Below are 24918 nucleotides of genomic sequence, written 5' to 3' on the forward strand. Positions count from 1 at the left end.
GATGATGACATCAGCGAAACGGAAGGGCTGCGGAACATGAGCGAGATCGTGAACACCGGCTGGGACGTGCTGGACCTCTCCCACGAGGCGCTGCGCCGGGTCGTGCGCGGGGTCCCCGCGGACGCGTGGCACCTGCCCACCCCGTGCGCGAAGTGGGACGTGACCCAGGTGCTCCAGCACGCCGCCGGCGACCAGGTGGGCTTCGCGGCGTTCCTCACCGGCGAGCCGGGCCCCGCCGAGGACCCGTTCGCGCCCTCGGGCACCCTGGCCGAGGACCCGGAGGCGTACACGGAGTCGGCCCTGGGACGCTCGGCCGCGGCCTGGGCCGGCGTGGACCGCGACGCCGAGCAGGTGCCCGTGCCGATCCCGCCGAACGCGATGGAGCCGTCGCTCGGGGCGGGCGCCTGCGCGCTGGACGCCGCCGTGCACGCGTGGGACATCGCCGTCGCGACCGGGCAGCCGTCGCCGCTGACCGCCGGCATGGCGCGGGAGCTGCTGGAGGTGGCCCGGCGGATCGTCGAGCCGCTGCGCGCCTGGGGGGCGTACGCGGCGGTGCTGCCGGCGGCCGAGGGCGACGACGACGTGGCGGCGCTGCTGCGCTACCTGGGCCGCGACCCCCGCTGGACCCCCGCGGCCTGATCCTTGTGCGGACGGCCGTCCCGCCGGCCTCCTGACGGGACCCGGGACGGCATGGTGCCGTCCCGGCCGCCATGCCGGGGTCCTAGAGCTCGTCCAGCACGAACATGATGTGCTCGTCCTCGCCGTGCAGGACCGTGCCCTCGCGCCGGAACCCGCTCTTCTCCAGCAGCCGCACCGACCCGGTGTTGCCGCCGAAGGGGTCGGCGTACAGGGGACGGGCCTTCTCCTCGCGCAGGAACAGCGCGAGCGCCCGGGTGCCGACGCCTCTCCCCCAGAACGCGCGCCCGAACCAGTAGCCGATGAACCGCCGCTCGCCCTCCCACCAGGCGACGACGTTGCCCGCCACCTCACCGTCCACGACGACCGCCCGGACGAGGACGGTGGGGTCGCCGAGGACCCGCGTCCGCCAGTGGGTCATGAACCTCTCGCGCTCCCGCGCCGGAAACCTGGAGCGCCGGGTCGCCTCCGGGTCCTGCTCCTGCTCGAAGAGAACCTCCAGGTCGGCCTCCGTCACGGCCCGCAGGCTCACGTCCACGGCCCTGGGCCCGCTCATGCGGCCGCTCGTGTCATCGCTCATGCCGGCCCAGCGTGCCATCCCCCACCGACAGTAATCACCCCAGCCAGAATCAGCCCGGCCAGAATCCGCCCGGCCAGGATCAGCCGGGCTCGTGCAGCCCGACCGGGTTGCGCCTCTCCCACAGCTCCAGCGCCTTGCGCAGCTCCCGCTCCACCGCCGGCGAGCGCGTGGCGGCCAGGCCCTCGCCGAGCAGGCGGACCGGGGCGGGCCCGGCGATCCACCGGTCCACCTCCGCGTACCACGCGCGCTCGGCCGCCGCCCGGACCGGCCAGTCGCGCATGAGGCCCGCCAGGTGCCGGGCCGCCGCCTCCTCACCGGCCGCCTCCTCCCATACGGCCAGGTACGGCAGCGGGTCCAGCCGGTAACCGTCGCCGATGAGCGCGATCAGCTCCGGGGCGCCGAGCTCGCGCGGGTAGGCGCTCAGGGTCACCTGCCACCACGCGCCGACGGCCGCCACGACGGCCTCCCTCTCGTCGTCCGGCCAGCCGGTCCAGGCCCGCGCCGTCCGGGCGGCCAGGTCCGGCGCGACGAACCAGCCGTCCATCTCCTCGGTGATCAGCAGCTCCAGCAGGCGTGGCAGGTAGTGCTTGAAGTCGGCCTCGTCACCCCACGTCCCGTGGTTCCAGGCGTACGGTTCGAGGACCTCCGCGCCGAGGGAGCGCAGCGGCCCCGTGCGCGCGGCCCGCACCACGTCCGGGGAGACGCAGTGGTCGCAGACGACGGTGTGCTCCGGCAGCGGGTGCCGGGCGAAGGTCTCGTACAGGTGGTCCAGCGCCGTGCGCGCGTGGGGGTCCGTGCTCACCTCACCGGATGGTAGACCGCCCGGCGCCGCGCCACGCGCACAGCGCGCCGGATTGACGAGATCACTGAACGTGAGAAGGGGGGGTCGGGGGCGCGGGCGGTCCCCTCCGGCCGTCCGCGCCCGTCCCTCGGCGGGCGCCGCGGGGTCAGCCCTGCACCACGGTGACCTGGGCGTGGATCTGCGAGGAGGCGCCCGTCCCGAACCTCGTGCCGTTCACGACCGCGCCGTACCCGGCCCCGCTGGCCCAGTCGAGGGTCATCACCCCGGGGCGGGACGAGAAGTCGATGCTCCCGATCAGCTCGGTGAAGGCGCTGCTGCCACCGATGCGCGAGGACCCGTTCGCGGCGAAGCTCACCCGGTTGCCGTCGATCCGGTAGCGGCCCCGCAGCGGGTACAGGTCGGTGCGGACGTCCGTGGTGGTGAAGGCGAAGGTGCCGTTCTCGAAGAACGTCAGGACGGCGTTGGCGACCCGGGCCCGGGCGCGGCTGCTCGGCGCCCCCTTGACCTGCTGGAACCGCAGGATCTGCCCGGTCCGCAGCACCACCACCGCCCGCGCCGCCGCCGCTGACGCCACCGCCGATGCGGCCGCTGACGATGCGGCCGCTGACGATGCCGCCGCCGAGGTCGCCTCCGCGTACGCCGTCGCCGGTAACGCCCGCGCGTTCGCCTGGGCCGGCGCGACCGCCGGCACGCCCAGTCCCGCGATCAGCGCCACCCCGGCCAGGATCCGCCACCCGCCCGGCCCGCGCCTCGCATGCTCCGTGCCCATGTTCCCCTCCGGTCCAGCCGTCGTCACTCTCATGGGTACCGGCCCTTGGAACGGTCCGGTAGCCCCGGAAAGCCGGGTATTGCCGGTCGCGCCCCGCCGTGCTAGGGAAGGATTCCCAGCTCGTTGGCCCAGCGGATGGCGGCGCTCAGCGGCGCCAGGTTGCGGCTCTCGCCGGGATGGCAGGCCACGTACTTGTCCCGCACGCCCGCCAGCAGATCCGACAGCCGGTCCTCGCCGACGCCCAGCTCGCGGGCCGCCTCGTGGCGGGTCATGCCGAGGTGGCCGACCAGCCGGACCACCTCCCGCTCGCGCCCGGTCAGCCGGTAGCGGCGGTCCCTGCGACGGCGTCGTACGACCTCGAAGACCCTGGCGACCAGCGCGTGCAGCTCGGCCTCGGGCACCCCGGCCCGCAGCGCGGCCTCCACGGCGCTGTCGCCCTGCGCGAACGCCCGCACCACGCCCAGCTCCACAGCGCCCAGCTCGCCGTCGGCGAGCGGGCGGCGGCGGACGTCCTCCAGGATGTAGCCGGCCAGCCGGGCCGAGACGTGGTGGCGGCCCTCGACGACGGCCGCGACCGCCGAGACGAACTCCGCGGGCATGGACGTCTTCTCCACGAACCCCCGCGCCCCCTGCTCGATCGCGTCGAGCACCTGCTCCGGCGTGGCCACCCCGGACATGGCGAGCACCCGGCAGCCGTGGCCGGCCAGGTGCCGGATCGCGCCGCCCCACGACAGACCGGGCAGGAGCCGCAGGTCGCAGATCGCGACGTCCGGGGTGAGCGCCCAGTCGATGTCCTCCACGTCCGTCACCGCGGGCAGGACCGCGAAGCCCGCGTCCAGCAGCCGCAGCGTGATGGACTCCGTGACGGACGGATGGTCGTCCACGATGATCAGCTTGGCGGAGGCCGCGCCCGGGGACGCGCCGGGAGGTCCGCCCGGGGCGCTATCCGGCATGGGCGGCTTCCGGCCAGCGGATCGCGACGCGGGTGCCCGCGCCGGGCTCCGAGGTGACGTCGCAGACGCCCCCGTGCCCCGCGACGGCGGCGAACGTGCGCAGGAACCCGCCGCCCGGCCGCGCCTGCCCCGTCGCGAACCCGCGCCCCCGGTCGCGGATCACCACCTCCAGCCGGTCGGGTCCCGACTCCACGAACAGGTTCACGCGGGCGTCCTCGCCGGCGTGCTTGAGCACGTTCGTGAGCGCCTCGCGGGCCGCCGCGGCGACGGCCTCCCCCACCTCCTCGGGCGGGTCGCCGTCCACGAGGATCACCGACGTCAGCGCGAGCCCCCGCGCGATGTACGTGTCGCAGACCTCCTCCATCAGCTGCTCGAACGGCAGCTCGTCGGCGGCCCGCGGGTCCATGATGAAGCGGCGCGCCCGGTTCGCCCCGAGCCGCGCCTGCCGCGCCAGCCCGGGATCGACGTGCTGGCCGGCGGCGACGTGGTCCACGATGGGCAGCAGGTGGTCATGGATCTCCCGGTGGGTCAGCTCGCGATGCCGGGTGATCATGTGGAGGCGTTCCTGCTCGGCGAGCAGGCGCTCGGCCCACCGGGTGGCCTCCTGGGCGCTCTGCGCGGCCCCGGCCAGCGTGCGCAGCTCCCGGCCGATCAGCACCGCGATGCCGTACCAGAGCACGAACCCGAGCAGGTCCGAGACCAGCTTCAGCGCGTAGTGCGGGTAGAGCGCGGCCACCCACGACACGCACAGCGCCACGAGCCCCGGCACGGCCCGCGCGGCGAACCCCAGCCCGAACCCCATCGCCGCCGGCGCCACCAGGCTGAACGGCAGGAACTCCGTCGTGATCACGTTGCGGTCCGCCGGGAACGCGGCCCGCGTGCCGGCGAGCATGAGCACCACGCAGAACGCGACGTCGCCCCAGACGAGCAGCGGGTCGCGCAGGTCGCCGGAGCGCCAGGCGCGGCGGAAGAACCAGGCGGCCTCGGCCGTGGCCGCCGCGGCCGAGACGACGGACAGGGCCGGGTGCTGGAGGTGGTGCCAGCCGAGCAGCGGGATGTAGACGAACGGCGTCGTGCCCGCCCGGGTGTAGGCGATCATCCTGGCCATGCGCGCCTCGGTATGGCGCCTCACGCGCTCCGACACCGCACCCCCTCGCCCAGCCCCTCCTTCCGACATCGCCCTCAGTGCACTGTTGGTTACGGAAACTGGCCAGGCGCAACCATTTTTCGCACCATGTCATGACGGATCGGGGTGCCTCGCCGGACACGCTCTGGAGACCTGAGCGCCACATCCTCCACTCGACATCTCGGAGACACCCGGAACTCAACAGCTGGTCATGCAGGATTGTCAGGTTCAGAGGCGGAACCGCTCCCCCGGACCCGAGGAGACTCATGAGCCGACGACCCGGTCTCGTCATCGTGACCGCGCTGACCGTCCTGGCCGCCGTCATCCCTCCGCCCGCCGCCTCGGCGGCGGGACCCGCCCCCGTGCCGTCCGTCGTCGCGCACCGCGGTGCCTCCGCGTACGCGCCCGAGAACACCATCGCCGCCTTCGAGCTGGCCGCCGAGCAGGGCGCCGACCTGTTCGAGCTCGACGTCCAGGAGACCCGCGACCACCGGCTCGTCCTCATGCACGACGACACGCTCGCCCGCACCACCGACGCCGAGAAGGTCTTCCCCGGGCGCGCCCCCTGGCCGGTCTCCGACCTCTCCCTGGCCGAGATCCGCAAGCTGGACGCCGGCTCCTGGTTCGACGGCGACTACGCCGACGAGCCGGTTCCCACGCTCGCCGAGACGCTGCGCGCGATGAGCGGCAGCGGGCTCGGGCTGCTGCTGGAGATCAAGGCGCCGCACCTGTACCCCGGCATCGAGTCCCGCGTGGCCGCCGAGCTGCGCCGCGCCCCGGCGTGGCTGGAGCCGGGGCGGCTGGTGGTGCAGTCGTTCGACTGGGACTCGATGCGCAGGTTCCACGCGCTCATGCCGGACGTGCCGATCGGGCTGCTCGGCAAGCCGTCCACGGGACGGCTCGCCGACGTGGCGGGATTCGCCGACGAGGTCAACCCGCCGTACCAGGACGTCACGCCCGAGTACGTGCGGCTCGTCCACGCGCGCGGCATGCGCGTGCTCGCCTGGACCGTGGACGACCCGGCGGTCATGCGCCGGATGCTCGGCCACGGCGTGGACGGGATCATCACCAACCGGCCGGACGTGCTGAGGGACGTCGTCGGCGAGGACCGGCGCCGCGCCGCCTGAGAGGGCTCGGCAAGGCCCGCGGGGTGAACCGGCGACGCTCAGCCGACGCCGAAGGCCGCCAGCGTGGCCCACGTGGCGGCGACGCCCACCAGGGCTCCCACCGCCACCTGGGCCGCCGTGTGGTGCGCCAGCCGTACGCGGGCCCAGCACACCAACGCCACGACGGCCGCCCCCGCCAGCGCGGTGGGGACGGCCGGAAGGACGTGGGCCAGCACCACGACCGTGCCCGCCGACACGGCGGCGTGGAAGGAGATCTTCCAGCGCAGCGTGACGGGCACGGTCACGGCCAGGGCGACGAGCATGCCGGCCACGGTGGCCACGAGCAGGGTCGGCGCGCCCAGCGCGATGAGCAGCACGAGCGCGACGAGCACGGCCGCCACCGCCGACAGCAGCGGCCCGGTGCGGCGGGCCCGGTCGACGATGTGGTGCGAGTCCAGCCGCCCGGACCGGACGCCGAGCGCGATCACCAGGGCCGGCACGCCACCGCACAGGACGGAGGCCAGCAGGCCCCACAGGGCGCCGGTCCAGCCCTGGGCGATCAGCCCCACGACGGGGGGCATGGCGATCACCAGCACCTGCGGCGCCAGCAGGTCCGTCACCCTCCGCGCCATCTGGTCGGCCGTCATGCCAGCAAAGATTACGCGATCATGTGGGCCGTGGCCCGCCGGTGCCGGCGGTGTGGAGGAGGCATCCGGGTTCAGCGTGGCTGGGCGAAAGGTCAGGGCCTCGTGGGATATAAAGAACCGTGGCCGAGATCACCCTGAACGTCCGCCAGTTGCAGGCGTTCGCCGAGGTCGGCTACGAGGTCGCGGGAGGCGGCGGCGCGCACGCCGCGATGGCCGCGCTGCGCCGCGTGGTGCCGCTCGACGCGTACGAGTTCGTCGCGTTCGACCCCGCTACCGGGAGGCATCACAGCGTCGTCTCCGACGGCCACCACCGCATCGACGGCGACGCGGCCGAGGAGTACACCGGGCTCGACGCCTACCGCCGGGCCATGACCACGCGCGCTCCGGTGAGCATGCCCGAGCCGGGCACCGAGCGCTACTTCCGCCGCCACCTCGCCCCGTACGGCTGGACGGCCGGGCTGACCACGCCCCTGTTCCTGTCCGGGGGACGGTACACCGGCCTGCTGCACCTGGCGTCGCGCGGCGCGTTCCCGGAGCTGGCCGAGCCGCTGGTCACAGCCGTCGCGCCGATGCTGGCGCACGTCACCGACCTGACGCGGTGCGTGATCGACCCGGTGGGGCTGCCGCCCGGGTTCAGCGCGGTGACGTTCGACCGGCTGGGCACGCGCCGCGACGTGCCGGGGTTCACCGCGTCGCCGGCGCTGACCGGGGAGCCCGGCCTGGCCGCGCTGGCCCGGGCGTTCATCGACGCGAGGGAGCTGAACCGGCACGGGCTCTGGCTCGGGCGCGACGGCCGCTGGCACGAGCTGCGGCTGCTGCGCGCCGGGGTCGGGTTCCAAGGGTCCATCCAGGGCGCGGTGGTCGCCGAACGGCCGTGCGCCCTGCCGTACGAGCTGACGGGGCGGGAGGTGGACGTGCTCACCCGTGTCGCGGCCGGCGACTCCAACCCGCAGATCGCCGCCGCGCTGGTGCTCAGCGTCCGGACGGTCACCACGCACCTGGAGCACATCTTCACCAAGCTGGGCTGCGACAGCCGCACGCGCCTGACCACCAAGGCCCTGGCCGAGGGCCTGTGCCGCCTGGACCTCTAGCCCTGCGGTGTCAGGCGGGGGTGAGCTCGAACCAGACCGTCGTGGCCCCGTCGGCGCGGCTGAGGCCCCAGCGATGGCTGAGCGCCTCCAGCAACGGCAGGCCGCGCCCGTTCGTGGCGTGCGCGCTCTCCGGGTCGTCCCCGTCCCCCGTCGTACGGCAGGCGCAGGGCGGCTCCTCGGAGCCGGCGTCCGCCACCCAGACCCGCACCGCCGGCCCGGAGGCGCGCACCCCCACCGTGAACCAGCCGCCCGCCCCGGACCGGGAGTGCAGGATCGCGTTCGTGGCCAGCTCGCTGGTGAGGAGCGCGCAGTCGTCGTAGAGCGGGTGGTCGCGGCCCAGGACCGCCGCGACGAGCCGCCTCGTCCTGGACACCTGTGACGGCACCCCGGGGAAGTGGACGAGCAGGTCCCGCGTGCCTGGCGGTCGCTTCGTGCCCGTTTCCTGCTCCGGGTGGACTCCCTGGTGGGCGTTGCGTGCGTGCGGTGGCGTCACTGCGGCCTCCCCCATTCCGGCGACGTCATAAGACGCGCCACCCCAAGCACTGAGATATCGCCAAAAGGTAGGAATGCCCTTTCCGTTGGTCGCCAGCGCGGCCCGTCCGGATGACCGAGTAGTCTGCGATCGACGCATCGACGAAGAGGAGTGCCCACGTGAGCAGCCTGGAGGCCGTCTGGGTGCAGCCGTACGCCCAGCCAGGGGCGGCGGTCGTCACCGGGGTGTTCGACATCCTGCACGTGGGTCACGTGCGCTACCTGGGGGAGGTCGCCGAGCGCGGGCTTCCCCTGGTCGTGGGCGTGGAGGACGACCCGCGGGTGCGCGCCTGGAAGGGGCCGAGCCGGCCGCTCAACCCGGCCGCCGAGCGGGCCGAGGTGATGGCCGCGCTGCGGTTCGTGGCGGGCGTGTTCATCGTGACGGGCCCGCCCGAGGCGCACGGCCCCGAGGACTACATCGACCTGCTCGCCCCCATGCGGCCCGGCGCGCTCGCGCACACCGCGGGCGACCCCCACGCGGGCGGCCGGCGCGCCGCCGCGGCGCTGCTGGGCGCCGAGTGCTGGGAGCTGGAGGCCATCCCCGACCGCTCCACCACCCGCATCGTGAACGCGGCAGGCAAGGGCTGAATTCCACGCCGACGCTCCTGCGGCGCGACTTCGGCACGCTGACGCGCGGTGCTTTTCCGGTCGGACGGCATTGCTGTTTTCGGTCATTGAACCGCCGTCCCGAACGGCGTTTTCGACCGATGCGTGATCTTTGTTGTCAAGGAAGGGTAACGGCCCCTTCCCTGGACCGGTAAAGGGAACGTACATTCCCCGAGACGCCGTGTCGGGGAGGGCCCTGTTGACCGAGGTGAGCGATCGCGCGCCGGAGCCGGCGGCGGCCCAGGAGCAGGAACGCCCGGCCCGGGTGCTCACCGGCCCCCTCTGGACGGGTGTGCGCGTCGTGGGCGCGGCGCTGTCGGTCTACTCGCTGGTCGTGGTGTTCCGGCCGGTGGAGGCGCTGGAGCAGCGGATGACGTTCCTGGCGGTGGCGCTGCCGCTGGTGTTCCTCTGCTACCGGTCGGGACGGCCGTGGCCGGCCCGGCGGGTCCGGGTGCCCGAGGAGGAGGGCGTGCGGCGTGGCGAGCGGCCGACCGTGGCCGACTGGGCGCTCGCCGCGGCGTCCCTCGCCGTGCTCGTCTACCCGCTGCTCGGGATCGACGCCTTCCGCGACCGCGGCTCCGGCTCGGCCCTGACGACGCTCGACCTCCTGGCGGGCGTGGTGCTGACCGTGCTGCTGCTGGAGGCCGTACGGCGCACGGTCGGCTGGTCCCTCACCATCATCTGCGCACTTTTCTTGATTTATGCCTATTTCGGTGCCTATTTGCCTATCAGTTGGCCGATCGGGCACCGCGGATTCGACATCTCCCAAATCGTGTCCCAGCTCTACACCGGCACCGAGGGATTCTTCGGCGTTCCCCTCCAGGTGGCCGCCAGCTACATCATCCTTTTCACCATCTACGGCGCGGTCCTCGACTTCTCCGGCGCCACCCGATTCTTCATCGACCTCAGCTTCGCCGCGTTCCGCCGCTCCCGCTCCGCCCCCGGCCGGACGGTCACCATGGCCGGGTTCCTGCTCGGCACGGTGTCCGGCTCCGGTGTGGCGACCACGGTGAGCCTGGGCAGCGTCGCCTGGCCGGTGCTCAGGCGCGCCGGCTACCCCAGGGAGCCCGCCGGCGGCATCCTGGCGGCGGGCGGCATCGGCGCCATCCTGTCCCCGCCGACGCTCGGGGCGGCGGCGTTCATCATCGCCGAGCTGCTCCAGGTCAGCTACCTGGAGGTGCTGCTCTACGCGACGATCCCGACACTGCTGTACTACCTGGGCATCTTCCTGGCCATCGAGGTCGACTCGCGGCGCTTCGGCACCCGCGCCGTCGAGGTGGACGCGCCCAGCGCGAGCCGGCTGCTGCTGCGCTTCGGCTACCACTTCAGCTCGCTCGTCCTCATCATCGTGCTGATGGCGCTGGACCGGTCGGCCTTCCAGTCCGTCGTCATCGCCACCGCGATCGCGTTCGCGCTGTCGTTCCTGGACCCGGCGCACCGCATGGGGCCGCGCCGGGTCGGCGAGGCGCTGGCCAAGGGCACGCTGGAGGTGCTGCCGGTGACGGCGGTGTGCGCGGCGGCGGGCATCATCGTCGGCGTCATCACCCAGACCGGCCTGGGCCTGAACCTCAGCTCGATCATCGTGGACGTCGCCGCGGGCAGCCTCGTGCTGACGACCGTCCTCGCGGCCGTGGCGGTCATGCTGCTGGGGCTGGCCGTGCCGGTCACCGCGAGCTTCATCATCGCCGCGGTGATCATCAAGCCGGCGCTCACGCAGCTCGGCGTCACGCCCGCCGAGGCGTACATGTTCGTCTTCTACTACGCGGTCCTGTCCGAGGTGAGCCCGCCGACCGCGCTGTCGGCCGTCGCGGCGGCGGCCATCACGGGCGGCAACACGTACAAGACGATGATGATGACCTGGCGCTACACGCTGCCGGCGTTCCTGGTGCCGTTCGCGTTCGTGCTCACGCCCAACGGCCAGGCGCTGCTCGGGCAGGGCCCGATCGGGACGGTGCTGCTGATGGCGGCCGTCTCGGCCGTGGCCGTGGCGGCGCTGGCCATGGCGACCGGCGGGCTGCCCGGCGTGCCGGAACGGCTGCTCGCGGCGGTCGCCGCCGTGCTGCTGCTCTTCCTCGAACCCGTCCCCATCGCCGCGGGCCTCGCCGTGCTGGCGGTCGCGGCGGCCGTCCACCTCATCAGGCGAAGGAGACACCGAACGTGAAGCGGATCATCGCGGTGCTCGCCGCGGCCGTCCTGGCCGCCGGCGTGGCCGGCTGCGGCGGCGGGGCGGGCGGCGGGCGGGGCAACCGGCTGTCGATCGCCACCGGCGGCACGACCGGCGTCTACTACGTGTACGGCGGCGGCCTGGCCAAGCAGCTCAGCGACGGCATCGCCGACACCCAGGCGACGGCCTCGGTCACCTCGGCCTCGGTCGAGAACATCAAGCTGCTGGCCACCGGCAAGGCCGACATCGGCTTCTCCCAGTCCGACACGGCCGCGGACGCGGTCAACGGCACGGGCACGTTCACCGCGAAGCAGCCGGTCAAGGCCATCGCCCGCATCTACGACAACTACGCCCACGTCGTGGTCGCCCCGGGCGTCAAGGCGGACAAGGTGGCCGACCTCAAGGGCAGGCGCGTCTCCCTCGGCCCGCCGAACTCCGGCACCCAGGTCGTGGCCCGCCGCATGCTGGAGGCGGTCGGCCTCGCGCCCGACACCGACGTCAGCAAGCAGCAGCTCTCGATCAACGAGTCGGTGCAGGCGGTCAAGGACGGCACCATCGACGCGTTCTTCTGGGTCGGCGGCCTGCCCACGGCAGGCGTCGTGGACCTGGCCAGCAGCCGGCCGGACATGAGGATGCTCGACACCTCCGACGCCCTGGCCGGCATGCGCGCCAAGTACGGCGAGGAGTACGTCGGCCTCGACATCGACCTGTCCGTCTACAAGCTGACGGGCGCCATCAAGACGGTCGGCGTCGCCAACGTGCTGCTGGTGCCCGACTCCATGAGCGAGCAGCTCGCCTACGACATCACCAGAGTCCTGTTCGAGCGCAAGGCGCAGCTCGCGGCCGTCCACCCGGAGGCGAACAAGCTGGACCCGAAGCTGGGGCAGCAGGTGGCGCCCGTGCAGCTGCACCCCGGGGCGGCCCGCTACTACAAGGAGAACGCCTGACCCGCCCGCGGGGAGGTGGGCTGACCCGCCGCCTCGCCCTGGCGGGCGCGCTGGCGTGCGTGCTCGCGCTCGCCCCCGCCGCCGGAGCCGGGCGTCCGGCCGTCGGCGGGCTCGTGCTGCCGCCCTCGGGCGTCTTCGCCCTCGCGTACGTCCACTCGGTCTACCGGGCTCCGTCGGCGGAGGTGTTCACGGCGCGCGGCGGCCGGTTCACCATGCGGGCCGTGGTCTCGGCCAGTGGCGGGGTCCTCGACTACTACGCCCTGGAGGGGACGCGGGGCCGTACCCCGGACGGTGACTGGGTGCTGCGCCTGGCCGTCCCCGCGACGTACGAGGAGCTGCCGGTCATCGCCACCCCGATCGGCCGCAGGACGCTCGTCGCCGGCGGGCGCTGCCTGCCGCTCTATCCCGCCTCCGGGGCCAGGGAGCTCCGGCTGACGGTACGGCTCGTCCTGCGGGGCCGGGGTGGGCCGTGTCCGCCGCACTCGTGGTTGGCCGCGTTCGGCGGACGACTACGAGCAGCCGGCGCATCGGCGCTCACAACCAGTCCCGTTTCTTGAACGCGGCGTACAGCCCCACGGAGATCCCGGCGATCAGCACGGCCGACAGCCAGAAGCCCCACTCGGCCCCGTAGCCCGGGTAGGGCACGTTCATGCCGTAGAAGCCGGTGATCAGGGTGGGCACGGCGATGATGGCGGCCCAGCCGGTGAGCCGCTTCATGATCTCGTTGAGGCGGAAGCCCTGCTGGGCCAGCCGGGTCTCGCGCAGGTTCGCGACCTGGTCGCGGGTGGACTCCAGCCACTCGTCGACGCGGATCACGTGGTCGTAGACGTCCTCGTAGTAGGGGGCCATGGCGGTGCCGGCGACCAGGCCGTGGTTGCGGCGCAGCAGGGTGCCCAGCACCTCCCGCATGGGCATGGCGATCTTGCGGAACCGGGTCAGGTTCCGGCGCAGCTCGTAGATGGCGCGCTGGAGCGCGGGGCCGTCGATCGGCCGGCTCTCGTCGAAGAGCTGCTCCTCCAGGTCCTCGACGCGCCCGTCGATGTCCTCCACGTAGTCGAGGTGGCCGTCGACCACGTAGTCGAGCAGCCCGTGGAGGAGGAAGGCGACGCCGTTCCCGCCGAGGGTCCCGTTGGTGGCGTCCCAGCGCCTCATCACCTCCCCGATGTCGAAGCGCTCGTTCTCGCGGATGGTGACGAGCGCGTTCGCGGTGACGAAGATGTCCACCTCGACGGGGTCGATCCGCCCGTCGTCGACGTGGACCCCGTAGACGGTGATGAACAGATGCTTGTCGTACATGTCCACCTTGGGGCGCTGGTGGCCGGAGACGACGTCCTCGACGGCCAGCTCGTGCAGGCCCAGCTCCTCCTCCAGGACGCCCAGCTCCTCCCGCGTCGGGGAGCACAGGTCGAACCAGACCGTGTTGTCCGGGTCGCGGACGTAGTCGGAGACGTCCTCGACGGGAAACCCTTCCTTTTCGAGGACACCGTTGCGGTACAGGCGTGTGTGCACCTAAAGGAGTCTCGCAAAGCGGGTGGCGTTCCGCACCGCCGCGCCCCCCGGGTCGTTGTTGAAGTAGACGTAGGCGTCCTGCCAGCCCGCGTCCCGGACGCGGCCCGCCCAGGTGCGCAGCGACGTGTCGCCGTACGAGGGCCGCGGCGTGGCGCGCCCCTCGTGCAGCCGCACGTACCCCCAGGGGGCCGTCCGCCAGAGCGGCGCCACCGGCCGGCCGAGGCGGTCGGCCCAGCACAGCGCGGCGCCGCGCGCCTGGAGGAGGTCGCGGACCTCGGGGGTCCACCAGGACTCGTGCCGGCACTCGACGGCGACGCGCACCCCGCAGGGGAAGCAGGCCAGGCAGCGGTCGAGACGCTCGGGGTCGGCCTTGAGCGTCGGCGGGAGCTGGAGGAGGACCGGGCCGAGCTTCTCCTTGAGCTGGGAGGCCGCGGTCATGAGCCGCTGCACCGGCTCCTCCGGGTCGGCGAGCCGCTTGATGTGGGTGAGGAACCTACTGGCCTTGACCGCCATCACGAACCCGTCGGGGGTGCGCTCCCGCCAGCCGGCGAACGACTCCGGCGAGGGCAGGCGGTAGAAGGCGTTGTTGCTCTCGACGGTGCGGAACGTCTCGGCGTACGTCTCCAGCCACAGTCGCTGCGGCACCCCGTCGGGATACAGGCCGCCGCGCCAGTCCTTGTACTGCCACCCCGAGGTGCCGACCCAGGTCGTCATGAGCTGCGCCTACCCCGCGCGGCGGCGAATACCCGGCCGTGGTTGCAGTACTGTCACTGATCGCGGTGGCGGAAAGCGACAGGTGGCGGCACGGGACAGGGGTGCGGATGGGCGCCGGACACGGGCACGGGCATCACCACGGCGGGAGCGTTCCCGCTTCGCGGCGGGCGGTGGTGGCGACGCTGGCCGTGCTGGTGCCGCTCGCGGTGGCGACGCTCGTCATGCTGGTCTGGCTGTGGCCGTCCGGGCGGAGCGCGGAGCCCGCGGGGGCGGGCTTCGACCAGCTCGGCGGCACGGTGACGGCCGTCCTGCCCGGGAAGTGCGCGCAGGTGCCGGAGGGCGCGGCGCCGCCGGACCCGGCGACCTGCGGTCACGCCACCGTACGCGTCGAGGAGGGCCCCGACCTGGGGCGGGAGGTGAAGCTGGCGCTCCCCACGGGACCGGGGACGCAGCCTTTCGCCGCGGGTGACGACGTCGTGCTCATCCGCGTCAGCGGCGGTGAGGACCCGGAGGACGAGCCCGGCTACCAGCTCTCCGACCACGACCGTACGGACGCGCTGTGGCTGTCGGCGGTGGCGTTCGCGCTCGCGGTGATCGCGTTCGGCCGCTGGCGCGGGGTGACGGCCCTGGTGGGGCTGGCGATCACGTTCGTGCTGCTGCTGGCGTTCGTGATCCCCGGCATCCTGGAGGGCGAGCCGCCCATGCTGGTCGCCATCGTGGGCGCGGCGGCGATCATGCTGACCGTGCTGTTCCTGACGCACGGGTTCACGCTGACGACGTCCATGGCCGTCCTCGGAACACTGGCCAGCCTCACGGTGACGGGCCTGCTCGCGTACGGGGCGATCGGGTTCGCGCGGCTCACCGGCGTCACCGACGACAGCTCGTTCATGCTCGGCTTCAGCACGAGGATCGACACGCAGGGGCTGCTGCTGGCCAGCGTCATCATCGGCGCGCTCGGCGTGCTGGACGACGTGACGGTCACGCAGGCGGTCACGGTCACCGAGCTGGCCGCCGCCAACCCGTCGTACGGCTGGCGCCGCCTCTACCGGGCGGGCAGCCGGGTCGGGCGCGCCCACATCGCCTCGGTCATCAACACGATCATCCTGGCGTACGCGGGGGCGTCGCTGCCGCTGCTGCTGCTGTTCAGCGTGGGCGCGCAGCCACTCGGAGAGGTGCTGGGGACGCCCGTCATCGCCCAGGAGATCATCCGGAGCGTGGTGGGCACCCTCGGGCTCATCTCGGCCGTGCCGATCACCACGGCCCTGTCCGCGCTGGTGGCCTCGCGGCGCGGCGCGTTCCCGGGTGAGACGGCTCAGCCGACGGCGCTGCTGCCCTCGACGCCCAGCTTGCGGCGCGCCCGCTCGTAGAACGTGGTGCCCAGGCGCACGACGTTGGCCGCGCCGGGCACCGCGACGATCGACACCTGGTCGCCCGGGCACAGGTGGGCGTGCACCGCGCCGTCCACCTCGACCGCCACCCGCCCGCTGGTCGGCATGACCTCCAGCGTGACCTCCTCGTCGGCGGGCAGCACCAGGGCGCGGTTGAACACCGAGTGGGCCGCCGCCGGCACCACCAGCACCGCCTCGACGCGCGGCGACACGATGGGCCCGCCGGCGGAGAAGCTGTAGGCGGTGGACCCGGTGGAGGTGGCCACGATCACCGCGTCGGCGGCGTAGCGGACGAACGGGTCGCCGGCCGGGGTGACGGTCACGGCCGCCAGGCCCTCACCGGGGATGCGGGCCAGCGCGATGTCGTTGAACGCGGTGACCTCCTCCTCCCCCAGCTTGGCGCGGATGGCCATGCGCGGCTCGACGGCGTAGGCGTGGCCGTCGATGGCCGAGAGGGTGGCGGGCAGGTCGCGCACGTCGATCTCGGCCAGGAAGCCGAGCCGGCCCAGGTTGACCCCCAGGACCGGGGTGGGGCGGCCGGCGATGAGCCGCATCGTGCGCAGCATGGTGCCGTCGCCGCCCAGGCTGACCAGCAGGTCGGCCCGCTCGACGAGGGTTTCCGCGTCGACGGCCACGGCGCTGCAGTCGATCCGGCCCACCTCCTCGGGGAGGCCGAGCACCGTGACCCGGCGCTCGTCGGCCCAGCGCAGGATGTCGCCGATCGCCTCCTCCGAGTCGCGTCGCGGATGCAGCACCAGCCCGACCGTTCCGACCATTCCCATGGAAACCACCCTAGACGCCCCCTCCAGCCGTCCGTCTACGTGCGCCCCGCAGACCCGCGCCCGCCGGGACTCCGCCGCGCATCCCGTTTCGCCGGGCGCGGAAACCGCAATCGGCGGGCCTCCGGCGCTGCCGGGCCGCTCCGGCGGGGGAGGAATGCACGAGTGAAGCAGGAACGCCATCCCCCGTCCCAGCCGCCCCCGTCCCAGCCGCCCCCGGCAGGCGGCGCCCCCCACTCCCCCTCGCCGGCCGGCGGGCACGCCGGCACGCCGAGCGGGGTGCGCCACTCCCTGCGGGCCTTCCGGCACCGCGACTTCACGATCTTCTGGTGCGGCGCCCTCGTCTCCAGCACCGGGAGCTGGCTGAGCAACCTCGCCGTGCCGTACGTGCTGTACCAGATCACCGGCAGCGCCTTCTGGGTCGGGCTGGTGAGCGTGGCGCAGTTCGTGCCGAGCGTGTTCCTGGCGCCGGCGGGCGGGACGCTGGCCGACCGGCGCTCGCGCAAGCGGATCCTGCTGGCCACGCAGTCGGGCATGGCGGTCTCGGCGCTGCTGCTGTGGGCGGTGTGGACGTCCGGCCAGCGGGACCCGGCGGTCATGCTGGTGCTGGTGGGCGTCGGCGGGGTCTTCGCCGGGTTCAACATGCCGACGTGGCAGTCGTTCGTCAGCGACCTGGTGCCGCGCGGCGACCTGCACTCCGCGGTGACGCTGAACAGCCTGCAGTTCAACACCGCCCGCTCCCTCGGCCCGGCGATCGCCGGGCTGCTGCTGGCCGTGCTGGGGCCCTCGTGGACGTTCCTGCTGAACGCCGTGTCGTTCCTGTTCGTGCTCGCGGCCCTGGCGGCGATCCACCCGCGCGCCGGCCGGCCCCAGCAGGCGGCGCCGGCGGGCATGACCCGGCAGTTCCTGGCGGCGCCGCGCTACATCCGGCGCCAGCCGGGGATCGTCATGTCGCTGGTGGTGTCCGTGCTGGTGGGGATGCTCGGGCATCCGATCTTCCAGTTCACGGTGGTCTTCGCGGAGAGCGTCTTCCGGGCCGGGCCGGTCGGGCTGGGACTGCTCAACGCGGCGCTCGGGCTGGGCGCGGTCGTGGCGGCGCCGCTGGTCTCCGGCTGGCACCACAAGCTCCGTCTCGGGCCGGTGGTCCGCTGGGGGCTGATGCTGTACGGGCTCTCCATGATCGGATTCGCGGCGGCTCCCGGGTACGCCTGGGGGGTGGTGGCGCTGATCGTCGTGGGGGGCTCGTTCCTGGCGGTCATCTCTTCGGTGAACACCTCGATCCAGGTCATCGTGGCCGACGGCATGCGGGGGCGGGTGATGGCGTGCCGGATCGCGTGTTACACGGCGTCGCTGCCGGTGGGCGGGCTGCTCCAGGGGCTCGCGGCCGACTGGCTGGGGCCGCGCTGGACGGTGTGCGGAGCGGGGGCGCTGCTGGCCGCGGGGGCGGTGACGCTGATGCGCCCGCGCGGCCGGGCCCGGCTGGACCGGCTCGACGATCCGCACGACGACGCCCACCTGTGCGCCGCCACCGCGACCTGACCTGTGACGGCTCCGCTGTATGCGCGTACACAGCCGCATAAAGCATGAAATATCTCAAATCACAGTCAAAGCGATCGATGCCGAGTTTGTCCCAGAACCATGGACGGCCGTTCACGAGGAACCGACGCGATATCCGGGAGGGCCGCGGCGGGCTTCCGGGATCGCGCGGATTCACCTCTGGCCCCGGACGCCTCCCGCTTTCCCGTTGGACGCTTCCCACCGCCTTTGCTGGGCGCGTCCCGCCGCCTTTGCCGGACGCGCCCCGCCGCCTTTGCCGGACGCGCCACGAGCGCGTTCGCGCCACCCGGCCGACCGCCACGACCACGGCGGACGTACGCCCAGACCGGCGATTCGCCCGCCCGGCCGGGGCGCACATCCGCCACCTGGGTGGGTTTGCATCTGGCCGCTGTTCAAACCCGCGGGGCGGTGTAATTACGTGGGCCGTGGAATCTTTTGGCCCTCAGCGGGCGCCGCGGAGCCCGCCTCCCTGCCGGTTGGACATATCAGATATTTCCTGCCATGCAGTGATATATCCGGAAATAAGGCTTTGCCTCTTGCCGGGAGACTCCGCCAATCACCGCCCATAGCCTGAGTTCAGTGCGCCGCATCCGGCGTATCCCGGGAGAAACCGAATTCGACGCTCCTGCCAGACCGCCTCGCACATCCGGCGGGCGGCCCTCATCTCAGGGAGTGATCTCTGATGCTCAAGCGTCTCATCATCACCGCCGCTCTGGCGGGTTCCACGCTCGTCGTCGGCGGCGCGGCCAACGCACAGGCCGCCAGCGCCGCCCCCAAGTGCGCGACGCCCATGTCGCAGCACGTCACTACCGCCGGCTCGGCCAACAGGTGCCGGTGGCGCTCCTGGAACGGCCGCAGGTGCTGGTTCTGCTGGCACAACGGCGCCTGGGAGCTCCAGTGGTGCCGGGGCGGCGGCGGCGGCGGAAGCGGCGGCTGGAGCCACGGGAACGGCCACTGGGGCCACTGGGGCCACGGCGGTAGCGGCGGCGGAAGCGGCGGCTGGGGCGGCGGCAACTGGAACCACTAGCCGCACGATGACGGGCTGCCACCCCGCGAGACACGCTCTCGCGGGGCGGCAGCCCTGCCGCGCCTCTCCACGCCACCATCTCTCCCTGTCGATCACTCCGGACGCGACCTCTCCACGCCCGCCCGGCCGTGCCCGCCTGCCCGTGCCCGCACCCGACCGTGCCCGCCTGCCCGTGCCCGCCTGTCAGCGCCCGAGCCTCCACGCCCCCCCTGTCCGCGCCCCCGGCCCTGCCGCGGGGTGCGCCCGCGAGGCGTGCCCGTACAGCTCGTCGTACGTCCGGTGGACCACCACCGGAGGCGCGTCCCGGTACCGCTCCCCCGGCACCACCGGCTCCAGCAGCACGGCGTCCCTCCCCCGTCCCCCGCCGGCACGAACACCGCGCCTCGCCGGGCCATCGTGCCGGCGGCCGGCTCGTACGCGCTCGCGGCCCCCGACCCGATGTCGCCCTTGACGATCGCGCACGGCTCCGCGCCGCGTGGCTCGGCGCCGGTGACCGTGCAGAGGTGGCGGGCGGGGCCGCCTGTCATGGCGTTCTCCGGTCGTGTCACATTCCCGGCGTCCCGGGGGTCGAGAGGGCAGACCCACGAGATCCGGTCCTGGAGGCCGGCAAGGACCTTGGAGCAGCCATGACGTCAACCATCCTGGTCACCGGTGGCACGGGCACGCTGGGACGCCTCGTCGTACCGCTCCTGCGTGAGGCCGGGCGCGAGGTGCGGGTGCTCAGCCGCGGCGCACGGAGCGAGCCCGGGGGCGGCGTCGAGTTCGTGACGGGCGACGTGACCACCGGCGAAGGGCTGGAGGCCGCGGTGAGCGGGGCCGAGGTCGTCGTGCACTGCGCCGGCAGCGCCAAGGGCGACGAGGACAAGGCCCGGAACCTGGTGCGGGCGGCGTCGGGCGCGGGCGTCCGGCACCTGGTGTACATCTCGATCGTGGGCGCCGACCGGGTCCCCGTCGTCAGCGGGATCGACCGGGCCATGTTCGGCTACTTCGCCGCCAAGCGGGCCGCCGAGCAGGTCGTGGCCGGATCGGGCATTCCCTGGAGCACCCTGCGGGCCACCCAGTTCCACGAGTGGATCCTGATGACGCTGCGGCAGCTGGCCAAGCCGCCGGTGCTGCTGCCGACCTGGGGCGGCGTGCGGTTCCAGCCGGTGGACTCCGGCGAGGTGGCGGCCCGGCTCGCCGAGCTGGCCCTCGGTGCGCCGGCCGGGCTGGTGCCGGACATCGCGGGGCCGCGCGTCCACACGATGGAGGAGCTCGCCCGCGACTACCTGCGGGCGAGCGGGAAGCGCCGGCTGGTCGTGCCCATGCGGACCCCGGGCAGGGCCGCGGCCGCGTTCCGGGAGGGGGCCAACCTCGCGCCGGGGCGGGCGGTCGGCCGCCGTACCTGGGAGGACTTCCTGGCCGAGCAGGCGCGTCACGGCCTGTGACAGCCGCGCCCGCGGTTCTCGTGCTCCCCGCGGGCCACGCCTCGTCATCCCGTGGTCCGTTCCCCCCGTGAGCGGCGCCGTCTCCGGACGATCAGGAAGGAAACCGCCGCGAGCGCCGACACGCCGGCGCCGGTGCCGATCGCCGCTACGGGGAGATGGCCCTCCATGGTCGCGGCGACCGCTTCGGCCGTCCCCGCGGCGGACGGGAACCGGATGTCCGCCGCGGCGGTGCCTTCGGTCAGTCCGCTCACCAGATGGATCCGGGCGTGCCACGGGCCGTCGGGCACCTGTTCGGTGAGGAGCGCGACGACCGATCCGGTGTCGCCGGGCGCGAGTGTCGTGCCCGTTTCGACGTTGTAGGGGCCGGCGCTCAGGCCGCCGCTGGTAAGTCTCAGCTCCCCGCTCAGGTCCAGCGCGCGGCCTCCGGTGTTGTGCACCTGGGCCAGGACGGATTGCCGCCCGTCCGCCGACCGTTGGGCCGTCAACGAGTCGATGGTGAAGCCCGCGGCGGGCGCGTTGCCGCCGCCGACGGACAGGTAGATCCGGACGCCGACGCGGTTGACCTCCCGGAGGCCCCCTCCGGGAGGCGGGTCGCCGGACACCTCGGCCCAGATCATCGCGTAGCGCTCACCGGGGGCGGCGTTCTTCGGCACGTCGATGGTCGCGGTGACCATCGAGTGCGCTTGCGGGGCCAGGGTCACCTCGTCCCGGCTCATGCTGGTCCACGTGGACAGCTCGTTGGCGGTGCGGCCGGGGGCGAACTGGAAGGTCCGGTCGCGGATCTCCCCGGCTGCCGGGTAGAGCGCCACCCGCTGGGGCGAGTCGGTCGTGTTGGCGATCTCGACCCGCCGGTGGATGACCGAACCCGGCTTGAGGTGGTCGACGATGTAGCGCCGGGCTCGCGAGTCGGCTCGCGCCTGGACCGGCGCGTCGACCAGGCGGATCCCGATGCCGTTCCCACGCTGGTCGGCCGCTGCCGAGGCCGGCGCGTGCAGCATGCCGGCGGCCGGGGTGAGCGCCCCGGCCACCAGCAGCCAGGCAAGGAGGTTGTGAAGACGCACGGCTGTCGCTGTCCCGGGGCCGGTCAGCCGACCGAGTGGGTGACGGTGCCGGTGTAGACGCCGACGACCGTCCCGTCCGGAATGGTGATGTCGAGCGTCGGATTCCAGGTGGCGGTGTTGTCGCCGACGAGGTCGGTCCCGGTGAAGGCGACGCGCGGCACGTTGATGATGCCGCCCGGCCCGGACGTGAAGGTGCCTGTTCCCGTGTGGGTGCCCGAGCCCGGCGAGTAGGTGACGTTGACGTTGGGAATCGTCTCGGGCGCGGTGGCGCCCCCGGTGGTGAAGTCGGTGCTGATGGCGGTGGCGGTCCAGGTGCCGTCCAGGAGGCCGCGGTCGTCGGTCACCGTGACGGCACCCATCGGCCCCGAGATGCTCGTGGTGCCGGACACCACCGAGCCGAGGTTCGCCGAGGTGGGGGCGTCGATCGTGAGAGTGCCACCGGTGATCGTGAAGGTGACCTCGGTGTCGTCGGCCGCGGCCGGCGGGGCGGTCGCCGCCACGAGGCCGAGGCCGATGGCCGCAGCGGCCACGGCAAATGGTTTACGCATCGTTGCTCCGATGTTCGAGCGAGGACATGAGAGGCGCGAGGACCGCGACTCGCACCGGCGGTCCCGAGCGGTCAAGGAAGCCGATATGTCGCCACGCCTCGCAATTGAAATATAACCGTACGTAGTCAATTAGTGATCAAAAGTCAGTCCGGGGCGAGCGGTGAAAGCGTATGGAGCTCGATCTCGACGGCCAGGACGTCCTGGGCTTCGCCGCTCCGCGCCGCACCAGGACCTCGGCCGCGGTCGCAACCCAGGCGCAAGTGGATCACCAGAAGGCGCTGTGATGCTCCGTGGTGACAGCGAAATCGCGTCCCAGGAGACATACATATGAGGCAGAAAGCTCTGTCCGCCGTGACGGCCGCCCTGGCCGGGCTCGCGGCCGTGACCATGGCCGCTCCCGCTCCGGCGTCCGCTTCGGCGGTGACGATCAGGGTCGAGCGCGGCTACACCGAGACGGTGCGAGAGTGGTTCGACCCGTTCACCTGTCCGACGAACATGGTTCTCACCGGCCGCTCGCACCACGGCGACGAGAACAACGCGACGACCTACTACTGCAGCTTCATCTTCATCAACGACGAGCAGGCCCGGGTGTTCGTCGGCGACTGGACCGCCGGCCAGAAGGAGAGCAGGTCCAGCTACTCCGCCCCCGCGGATCAGGCGCTCGTCGGCAGGTGGCACACCGGGGACGAGAACGGCACGACGAAGTACCGCCCCGCGACGATCTCCTGGCAGGGCCGGCAGGTGCGGCTGACCGATCCGCTCTGGACCGGTGAGTACAAGGAGAGCAGCCACACCTGGCAGGCGGACTACAACAAGGTCATGGTCGGCCGCTCGCACACCGGGGACGAGAACGGCAGGACGAAGTACCAGTACGCCACCGTGACCGTCGCGGACTGACCCGATCGCCGTTCAGCACACCATCACGTAGGTAAGGGAACCGCAGAAGATGAGGATGTACCGCAAGGCCATACCGGTCGTCGTGGCCGCCGCTCTGTCGGCCGCCACCATGGCCTCTCCCGCGGCGGCGGCGGTGACGATCAAGGTGGAGAGCATCTCCTCCCAGACCGTGTGGGAGGCGGGCGCACAGTTCGCCTGCCCGCCGAACCAGGTGCTCACCGGCCGCTCGCACTACGGCGACGAGGGCAAGCCGACCACGTACTACTGCAGCCGGATCCTGGTCAACGGCGAGCAGGCCGAGGTGCACACCGGGGACTGGAGCTCTCCCCAGCGGGAGAACAGGTCGAGCTACACCGCTCCCGCGGACCAGGTCGTCGTCGGCAGGTGGCACACCGGCGACGAGAACGGCATGACGCAGTACCTCAGCGCGGCGCTGTACTGGCAGGGGCGGCAGGTGCGGCTGACCGATCCGCTCTGGACCGGTGAGTACAAGGAGAGCAGCCACATCTGGCAGGCGAGTGCCGGCAAGGTGATGGTCGGCCGCTCCCACAGCGGGGACGAGAACGGCAGGACGAGGTACCAGTACGCCACCGTGAGCTTCGACGGCTGATCCCGGCTCACGGCGGCGGCGGTGGCCCGGGATCCCCGGCCACCGCCGCCCGGCCCCGGCGGTGCGGGCGGGCTACCCGCACTTGCCGCTGAGCCAGGCGCGGTACTCCTTCGTGTAGTTCGTCATCACGCTCTTCGACGCCTGGGCGAGCACGGACTGCCACCGGCTCACGTTGCCGCTCCAGGCGGGCGGCGGCTCCTCCCAGCCCACGCTGTCGGTCCAGCGACCCTCGGAGCCCTTGAGGAGCCCCGGGTGGCGCCTGGCGAGCTCGGCCTGGATCCAGGAGTCCTGGGAGTAGACGAGGATGCGCTGCGAAGCCTGGCGTTCCTTGATCGGGTCGGAGATCTCCTTCCAGGCCGCCGTCGCGTACGCGGTGCTGGAGAGGAGGGCCTTGGTCTCGGGCTTGACCTCCAGGAGGGCGACCAGGCCACGGGAGCGGACGTGGTCGAGCCACTGCCGGAGCGTGTAGACCTGCTCCCCCGCGTACGGGCCGCGCGCTATGCGCCGGTCGCGCAGGTTGTCGCTTCCGGCGGTCCACCAGATGTCCGGGATGTTCTTCGTGACGCCTGTCAGCCCGTTGGTGGAGGTGTTGTGCCACATGACGGCCTTGGTGCCCTGCTTGGTCAGCTGGACGTCACCCTCCACGCCGTCGGCGCCCCACGTCTTCTGGTCGTTCACCGCTCTGAGGTTGTTGGGCTGGCGCACCTGGTCCCTGGTCCACGGGCTGGCACCCGTGGGGTAGCCGCCGTGCCCGAAGACCAGCGGGCAGGCGGCCGCACGGGTCGCCGCCGCCTCGGCGTGCGCCGCCGGCGAGGCGGCCACCAAGGTGATCGCGGCCAACGATGCCGCGAATGCCGACTTCGTCCTCATCGTCATCAGGGGTGCGACTCCGTCCATGGGGTGCCGGCCAACGTGGGTGATCCGCACGCTATTCGTCCCGTCCGAAAGGATCAAGCAAGGTCGCGAAGTCGGGAGGCACCAGAGCCGTCAGGCTACGATGGCAGGTGATCCCTGCTGATGTCGTGGCTTACGGCAACGGCATCGTCAGAGGCAGAGGAGCGAGCGGACACATGACCCCCCTTACCGTGAGCGTGCGACAACGATCCGGCGTGGACCTGGTGTGCCTGAGCGGAGAGCTCGACCGCGGCACCCTCGGCCAGCTCGCCACGGCCCTGCGGCCTCCGCTGGACGCCCCCAGGCCCAGGATCGTCGTGGACGTGGCCGGGCTCCGTTTCTGCGACTCCAGGGGCGTGCGGGGACTGATGGAGGGCCAGCGGCAGGCCGAAGGCGCGGGTGGCGGGCTGCGCCTGATCGGCGTGCGCGGCACCATGGCGCGGCTGCTCACCGTCGCCCACCTGGTCGACCGGTTTCCGCCCTACGACAGCCTCGAACACGCCTCCCGCTGGGCGGCGACCGGCTGACCACCGCGTACGGTTCGCGCGA

General features: G+C 72.8%; 28 protein-coding genes. 14 read left to right on the forward strand and 14 right to left on the reverse strand.

The genetic code is table 11. The features are described 5' to 3' along the window. Positions 1 to 36 precede the first annotated feature (36 nt). Positions 37 to 639 (forward strand): TIGR03086 family metal-binding protein, encoded by a 603-nt coding sequence (locus tag ACIBG4_RS01055; protein ID WP_397200102.1) that lies wholly within the window; start codon positions 37 to 39, stop codon positions 637 to 639. 82 nt (positions 640 to 721) lie between these two features. Here the strand turns inward: ACIBG4_RS01055 and ACIBG4_RS01060 are convergent, their stop codons facing one another. The 5 genes from ACIBG4_RS01060 to ACIBG4_RS01080 all read right to left on the reverse strand — a co-directional run bounded on the left by ACIBG4_RS01060 (position 722) and on the right by ACIBG4_RS01080 (position 4848). After that, the gene (locus ACIBG4_RS01060) at positions 722 to 1216 is read right to left on the reverse strand and encodes a GNAT family N-acetyltransferase (RefSeq protein ID WP_397200103.1); all 495 of its coding nucleotides are present in this window, start codon (positions 1214 to 1216) and stop codon (positions 722 to 724) included. Positions 1217 to 1295: 79 nt separating this feature from the next. After that, on the reverse strand, positions 1296 to 2018 hold the full coding sequence (locus ACIBG4_RS01065) for a hypothetical protein (protein WP_397200104.1): 723 nt from the start codon (positions 2016 to 2018) through the stop codon (positions 1296 to 1298). Positions 2019 to 2163: 145 nt separating this feature from the next. Then, the gene (locus tag ACIBG4_RS01070) at positions 2164 to 2787 is read right to left on the reverse strand and encodes a hypothetical protein (RefSeq protein WP_397200105.1); all 624 of its coding nucleotides are present in this window, start codon (positions 2785 to 2787) and stop codon (positions 2164 to 2166) included. 101 nt (positions 2788 to 2888) lie between these two features. Then, positions 2889 to 3740, reverse strand: a complete 852-nt coding sequence (locus ACIBG4_RS01075; protein ID WP_397200106.1) for a response regulator — start codon at positions 3738 to 3740, stop codon at positions 2889 to 2891. Continuing rightward, a complete protein-coding gene (locus ACIBG4_RS01080; RefSeq protein ID WP_397200107.1) occupies positions 3730 to 4848 on the reverse strand; it encodes a sensor histidine kinase in 1119 nt (372 codons plus the stop codon). The genes ACIBG4_RS01075 and ACIBG4_RS01080 overlap by 11 nt, the downstream gene beginning before the upstream one ends. Positions 4849 to 5132: 284 nt before the next feature. On the opposite strand from ACIBG4_RS01080, the gene ACIBG4_RS01085 reads away from it, so the two are divergent. Next, entirely contained in the window at positions 5133 to 5993 is an 861-nt protein-coding gene (locus tag ACIBG4_RS01085) for a glycerophosphodiester phosphodiesterase (protein WP_397200108.1), read from the forward strand. A gap of 38 nt (positions 5994 to 6031) precedes the next feature. Here the strand turns inward: ACIBG4_RS01085 and ACIBG4_RS01090 are convergent, their stop codons facing one another. Next, positions 6032 to 6619, reverse strand: coding sequence for a hypothetical protein (locus ACIBG4_RS01090; protein ID WP_397200109.1), 588 nt, complete (start codon positions 6617 to 6619; stop codon positions 6032 to 6034). A gap of 119 nt (positions 6620 to 6738) precedes the next feature. On the opposite strand from ACIBG4_RS01090, the gene ACIBG4_RS01095 reads away from it, so the two are divergent. Continuing rightward, positions 6739 to 7710: a response regulator transcription factor gene (locus ACIBG4_RS01095; RefSeq protein WP_397200110.1), complete on the forward strand. Its 972-nt coding sequence runs from the start codon at positions 6739 to 6741 to the stop codon at positions 7708 to 7710. 10 nt (positions 7711 to 7720) lie between these two features. Here ACIBG4_RS01095 and ACIBG4_RS01100 read toward each other — a convergent pair whose 3' ends face one another. Beyond that, a complete protein-coding gene (locus tag ACIBG4_RS01100; RefSeq protein ID WP_397200111.1) occupies positions 7721 to 8203 on the reverse strand; it encodes an ATP-binding protein in 483 nt (160 codons plus the stop codon). Positions 8204 to 8361: 158 nt separating this feature from the next. Between ACIBG4_RS01100 and ACIBG4_RS01105 the strand changes: the two genes are divergently transcribed. From ACIBG4_RS01105 to ACIBG4_RS01120, 4 genes are all read left to right on the forward strand, one after another. After that, on the forward strand, positions 8362 to 8829 hold the full coding sequence (locus tag ACIBG4_RS01105) for an adenylyltransferase/cytidyltransferase family protein (RefSeq protein WP_310713983.1): 468 nt from the start codon (positions 8362 to 8364) through the stop codon (positions 8827 to 8829). Positions 8830 to 9055: 226 nt separating this feature from the next. Then, on the forward strand, positions 9056 to 11008 hold the full coding sequence (locus ACIBG4_RS01110) for a TRAP transporter permease (RefSeq protein ID WP_397200682.1): 1953 nt from the start codon (positions 9056 to 9058) through the stop codon (positions 11006 to 11008). Further along, entirely contained in the window at positions 11005 to 11958 is a 954-nt protein-coding gene (locus tag ACIBG4_RS01115; RefSeq protein WP_397200112.1) for a TAXI family TRAP transporter solute-binding subunit, read from the forward strand. The genes ACIBG4_RS01110 and ACIBG4_RS01115 overlap by 4 nt, the downstream gene beginning before the upstream one ends. Positions 11959 to 12017: 59 nt before the next feature. Then, complete coding sequence (locus ACIBG4_RS01120) at positions 12018 to 12515, forward strand: DUF1850 domain-containing protein (RefSeq protein ID WP_397200113.1); 498 nt, start codon at positions 12018 to 12020, stop codon at positions 12513 to 12515. Here the strand turns inward: ACIBG4_RS01120 and ACIBG4_RS01125 are convergent. Both ACIBG4_RS01125 and ACIBG4_RS01130 read right to left on the reverse strand, forming a co-directional pair. Then, positions 12493 to 13467 (reverse strand): magnesium transporter CorA family protein, encoded by a 975-nt coding sequence (locus tag ACIBG4_RS01125; protein ID WP_310713975.1) that lies wholly within the window; start codon positions 13465 to 13467, stop codon positions 12493 to 12495. The two genes, ACIBG4_RS01120 and ACIBG4_RS01125, sit on opposite strands and share 23 nt — an antisense overlap. Further along, positions 13468 to 14181 (reverse strand): DUF72 domain-containing protein, encoded by a 714-nt coding sequence (locus ACIBG4_RS01130; RefSeq protein ID WP_397200114.1) that lies wholly within the window; start codon positions 14179 to 14181, stop codon positions 13468 to 13470. It abuts the gene before it with no gap. 107 nt (positions 14182 to 14288) lie between these two features. Between ACIBG4_RS01130 and ACIBG4_RS01135 the strand changes: the two genes are divergently transcribed. Next, positions 14289 to 15548 (forward strand): YibE/F family protein, encoded by a 1260-nt coding sequence (locus ACIBG4_RS01135; protein WP_397200115.1) that lies wholly within the window; start codon positions 14289 to 14291, stop codon positions 15546 to 15548. Here the strand turns inward: ACIBG4_RS01135 and ACIBG4_RS01140 are convergent. Further along, positions 15494 to 16351 carry an NAD(+)/NADH kinase gene (locus tag ACIBG4_RS01140; RefSeq protein ID WP_397200116.1) on the reverse strand — a complete coding sequence of 286 codons (858 nt, stop codon included), beginning with the start codon at positions 16349 to 16351 and terminating at the stop codon, positions 15494 to 15496. The genes ACIBG4_RS01135 and ACIBG4_RS01140 overlap by 55 nt on opposite strands. Before the next feature lie 162 nt (positions 16352 to 16513). Between ACIBG4_RS01140 and ACIBG4_RS01145 the strand changes: the two genes are divergently transcribed. Together ACIBG4_RS01145 and ACIBG4_RS01150 are read left to right on the forward strand one after the other, a co-directional pair. After that, positions 16514 to 17887: an MFS transporter gene (locus ACIBG4_RS01145; RefSeq protein WP_397200117.1), complete on the forward strand. Its 1374-nt coding sequence runs from the start codon at positions 16514 to 16516 to the stop codon at positions 17885 to 17887. Positions 17888 to 18587: 700 nt separating this feature from the next. Continuing rightward, positions 18588 to 18932, forward strand: coding sequence for a hypothetical protein (locus tag ACIBG4_RS01150; protein WP_397200118.1), 345 nt, complete (start codon positions 18588 to 18590; stop codon positions 18930 to 18932). Between the two features lie 183 nt (positions 18933 to 19115). Here ACIBG4_RS01150 and ACIBG4_RS01155 read toward each other — a convergent pair whose 3' ends face one another. After that, on the reverse strand, positions 19116 to 19274 hold the full coding sequence (locus tag ACIBG4_RS01155) for a hypothetical protein (protein ID WP_397200119.1): 159 nt from the start codon (positions 19272 to 19274) through the stop codon (positions 19116 to 19118). 284 nt (positions 19275 to 19558) lie between these two features. Here ACIBG4_RS01155 and ACIBG4_RS01160 point away from each other — a divergent pair, with 284 nt between their 5' ends. After that, a complete protein-coding gene (locus tag ACIBG4_RS01160) occupies positions 19559 to 20359 on the forward strand; it encodes an SDR family oxidoreductase (protein ID WP_397200120.1) in 801 nt (266 codons plus the stop codon). A 44-nt stretch (positions 20360 to 20403) separates the two neighbouring features. Here the strand turns inward: ACIBG4_RS01160 and ACIBG4_RS01165 are convergent, their stop codons facing one another. Both ACIBG4_RS01165 and ACIBG4_RS01170 read right to left on the reverse strand, forming a co-directional pair. Further along, on the reverse strand, positions 20404 to 21420 hold the full coding sequence (locus ACIBG4_RS01165) for a peptidase (RefSeq protein ID WP_397200121.1): 1017 nt from the start codon (positions 21418 to 21420) through the stop codon (positions 20404 to 20406). Positions 21421 to 21443: 23 nt separating this feature from the next. Next, positions 21444 to 21968: a hypothetical protein gene (locus ACIBG4_RS01170; RefSeq protein WP_397200122.1), complete on the reverse strand. Its 525-nt coding sequence runs from the start codon at positions 21966 to 21968 to the stop codon at positions 21444 to 21446. Between the two features lie 327 nt (positions 21969 to 22295). Between ACIBG4_RS01170 and ACIBG4_RS01175 the strand changes: the two genes are divergently transcribed. After that, positions 22296 to 22865: a hypothetical protein gene (locus tag ACIBG4_RS01175; RefSeq protein WP_397200123.1), complete on the forward strand. Its 570-nt coding sequence runs from the start codon at positions 22296 to 22298 to the stop codon at positions 22863 to 22865. Between the two features lie 49 nt (positions 22866 to 22914). Further along, a complete protein-coding gene (locus ACIBG4_RS01180; RefSeq protein WP_397200124.1) occupies positions 22915 to 23475 on the forward strand; it encodes a hypothetical protein in 561 nt (186 codons plus the stop codon). A gap of 72 nt (positions 23476 to 23547) precedes the next feature. On the opposite strand, the gene ACIBG4_RS01185 is transcribed toward ACIBG4_RS01180, so the two are convergent. Next, positions 23548 to 24351 (reverse strand): glycerophosphodiester phosphodiesterase, encoded by an 804-nt coding sequence (locus ACIBG4_RS01185; protein ID WP_397200125.1) that lies wholly within the window; start codon positions 24349 to 24351, stop codon positions 23548 to 23550. A gap of 194 nt (positions 24352 to 24545) precedes the next feature. Between ACIBG4_RS01185 and ACIBG4_RS01190 the strand changes: the two genes are divergently transcribed. Further along, positions 24546 to 24896, forward strand: a complete 351-nt coding sequence (locus ACIBG4_RS01190) for an STAS domain-containing protein (protein WP_397200126.1) — start codon at positions 24546 to 24548, stop codon at positions 24894 to 24896. The last annotated feature ends 22 nt before the right edge of the window (positions 24897 to 24918 follow it).

This window comes from Nonomuraea sp. NPDC050383 (assembly GCF_044459125.1).
GTDB lineage: Bacteria > Actinomycetota > Actinomycetes > Streptosporangiales > Streptosporangiaceae > Nonomuraea.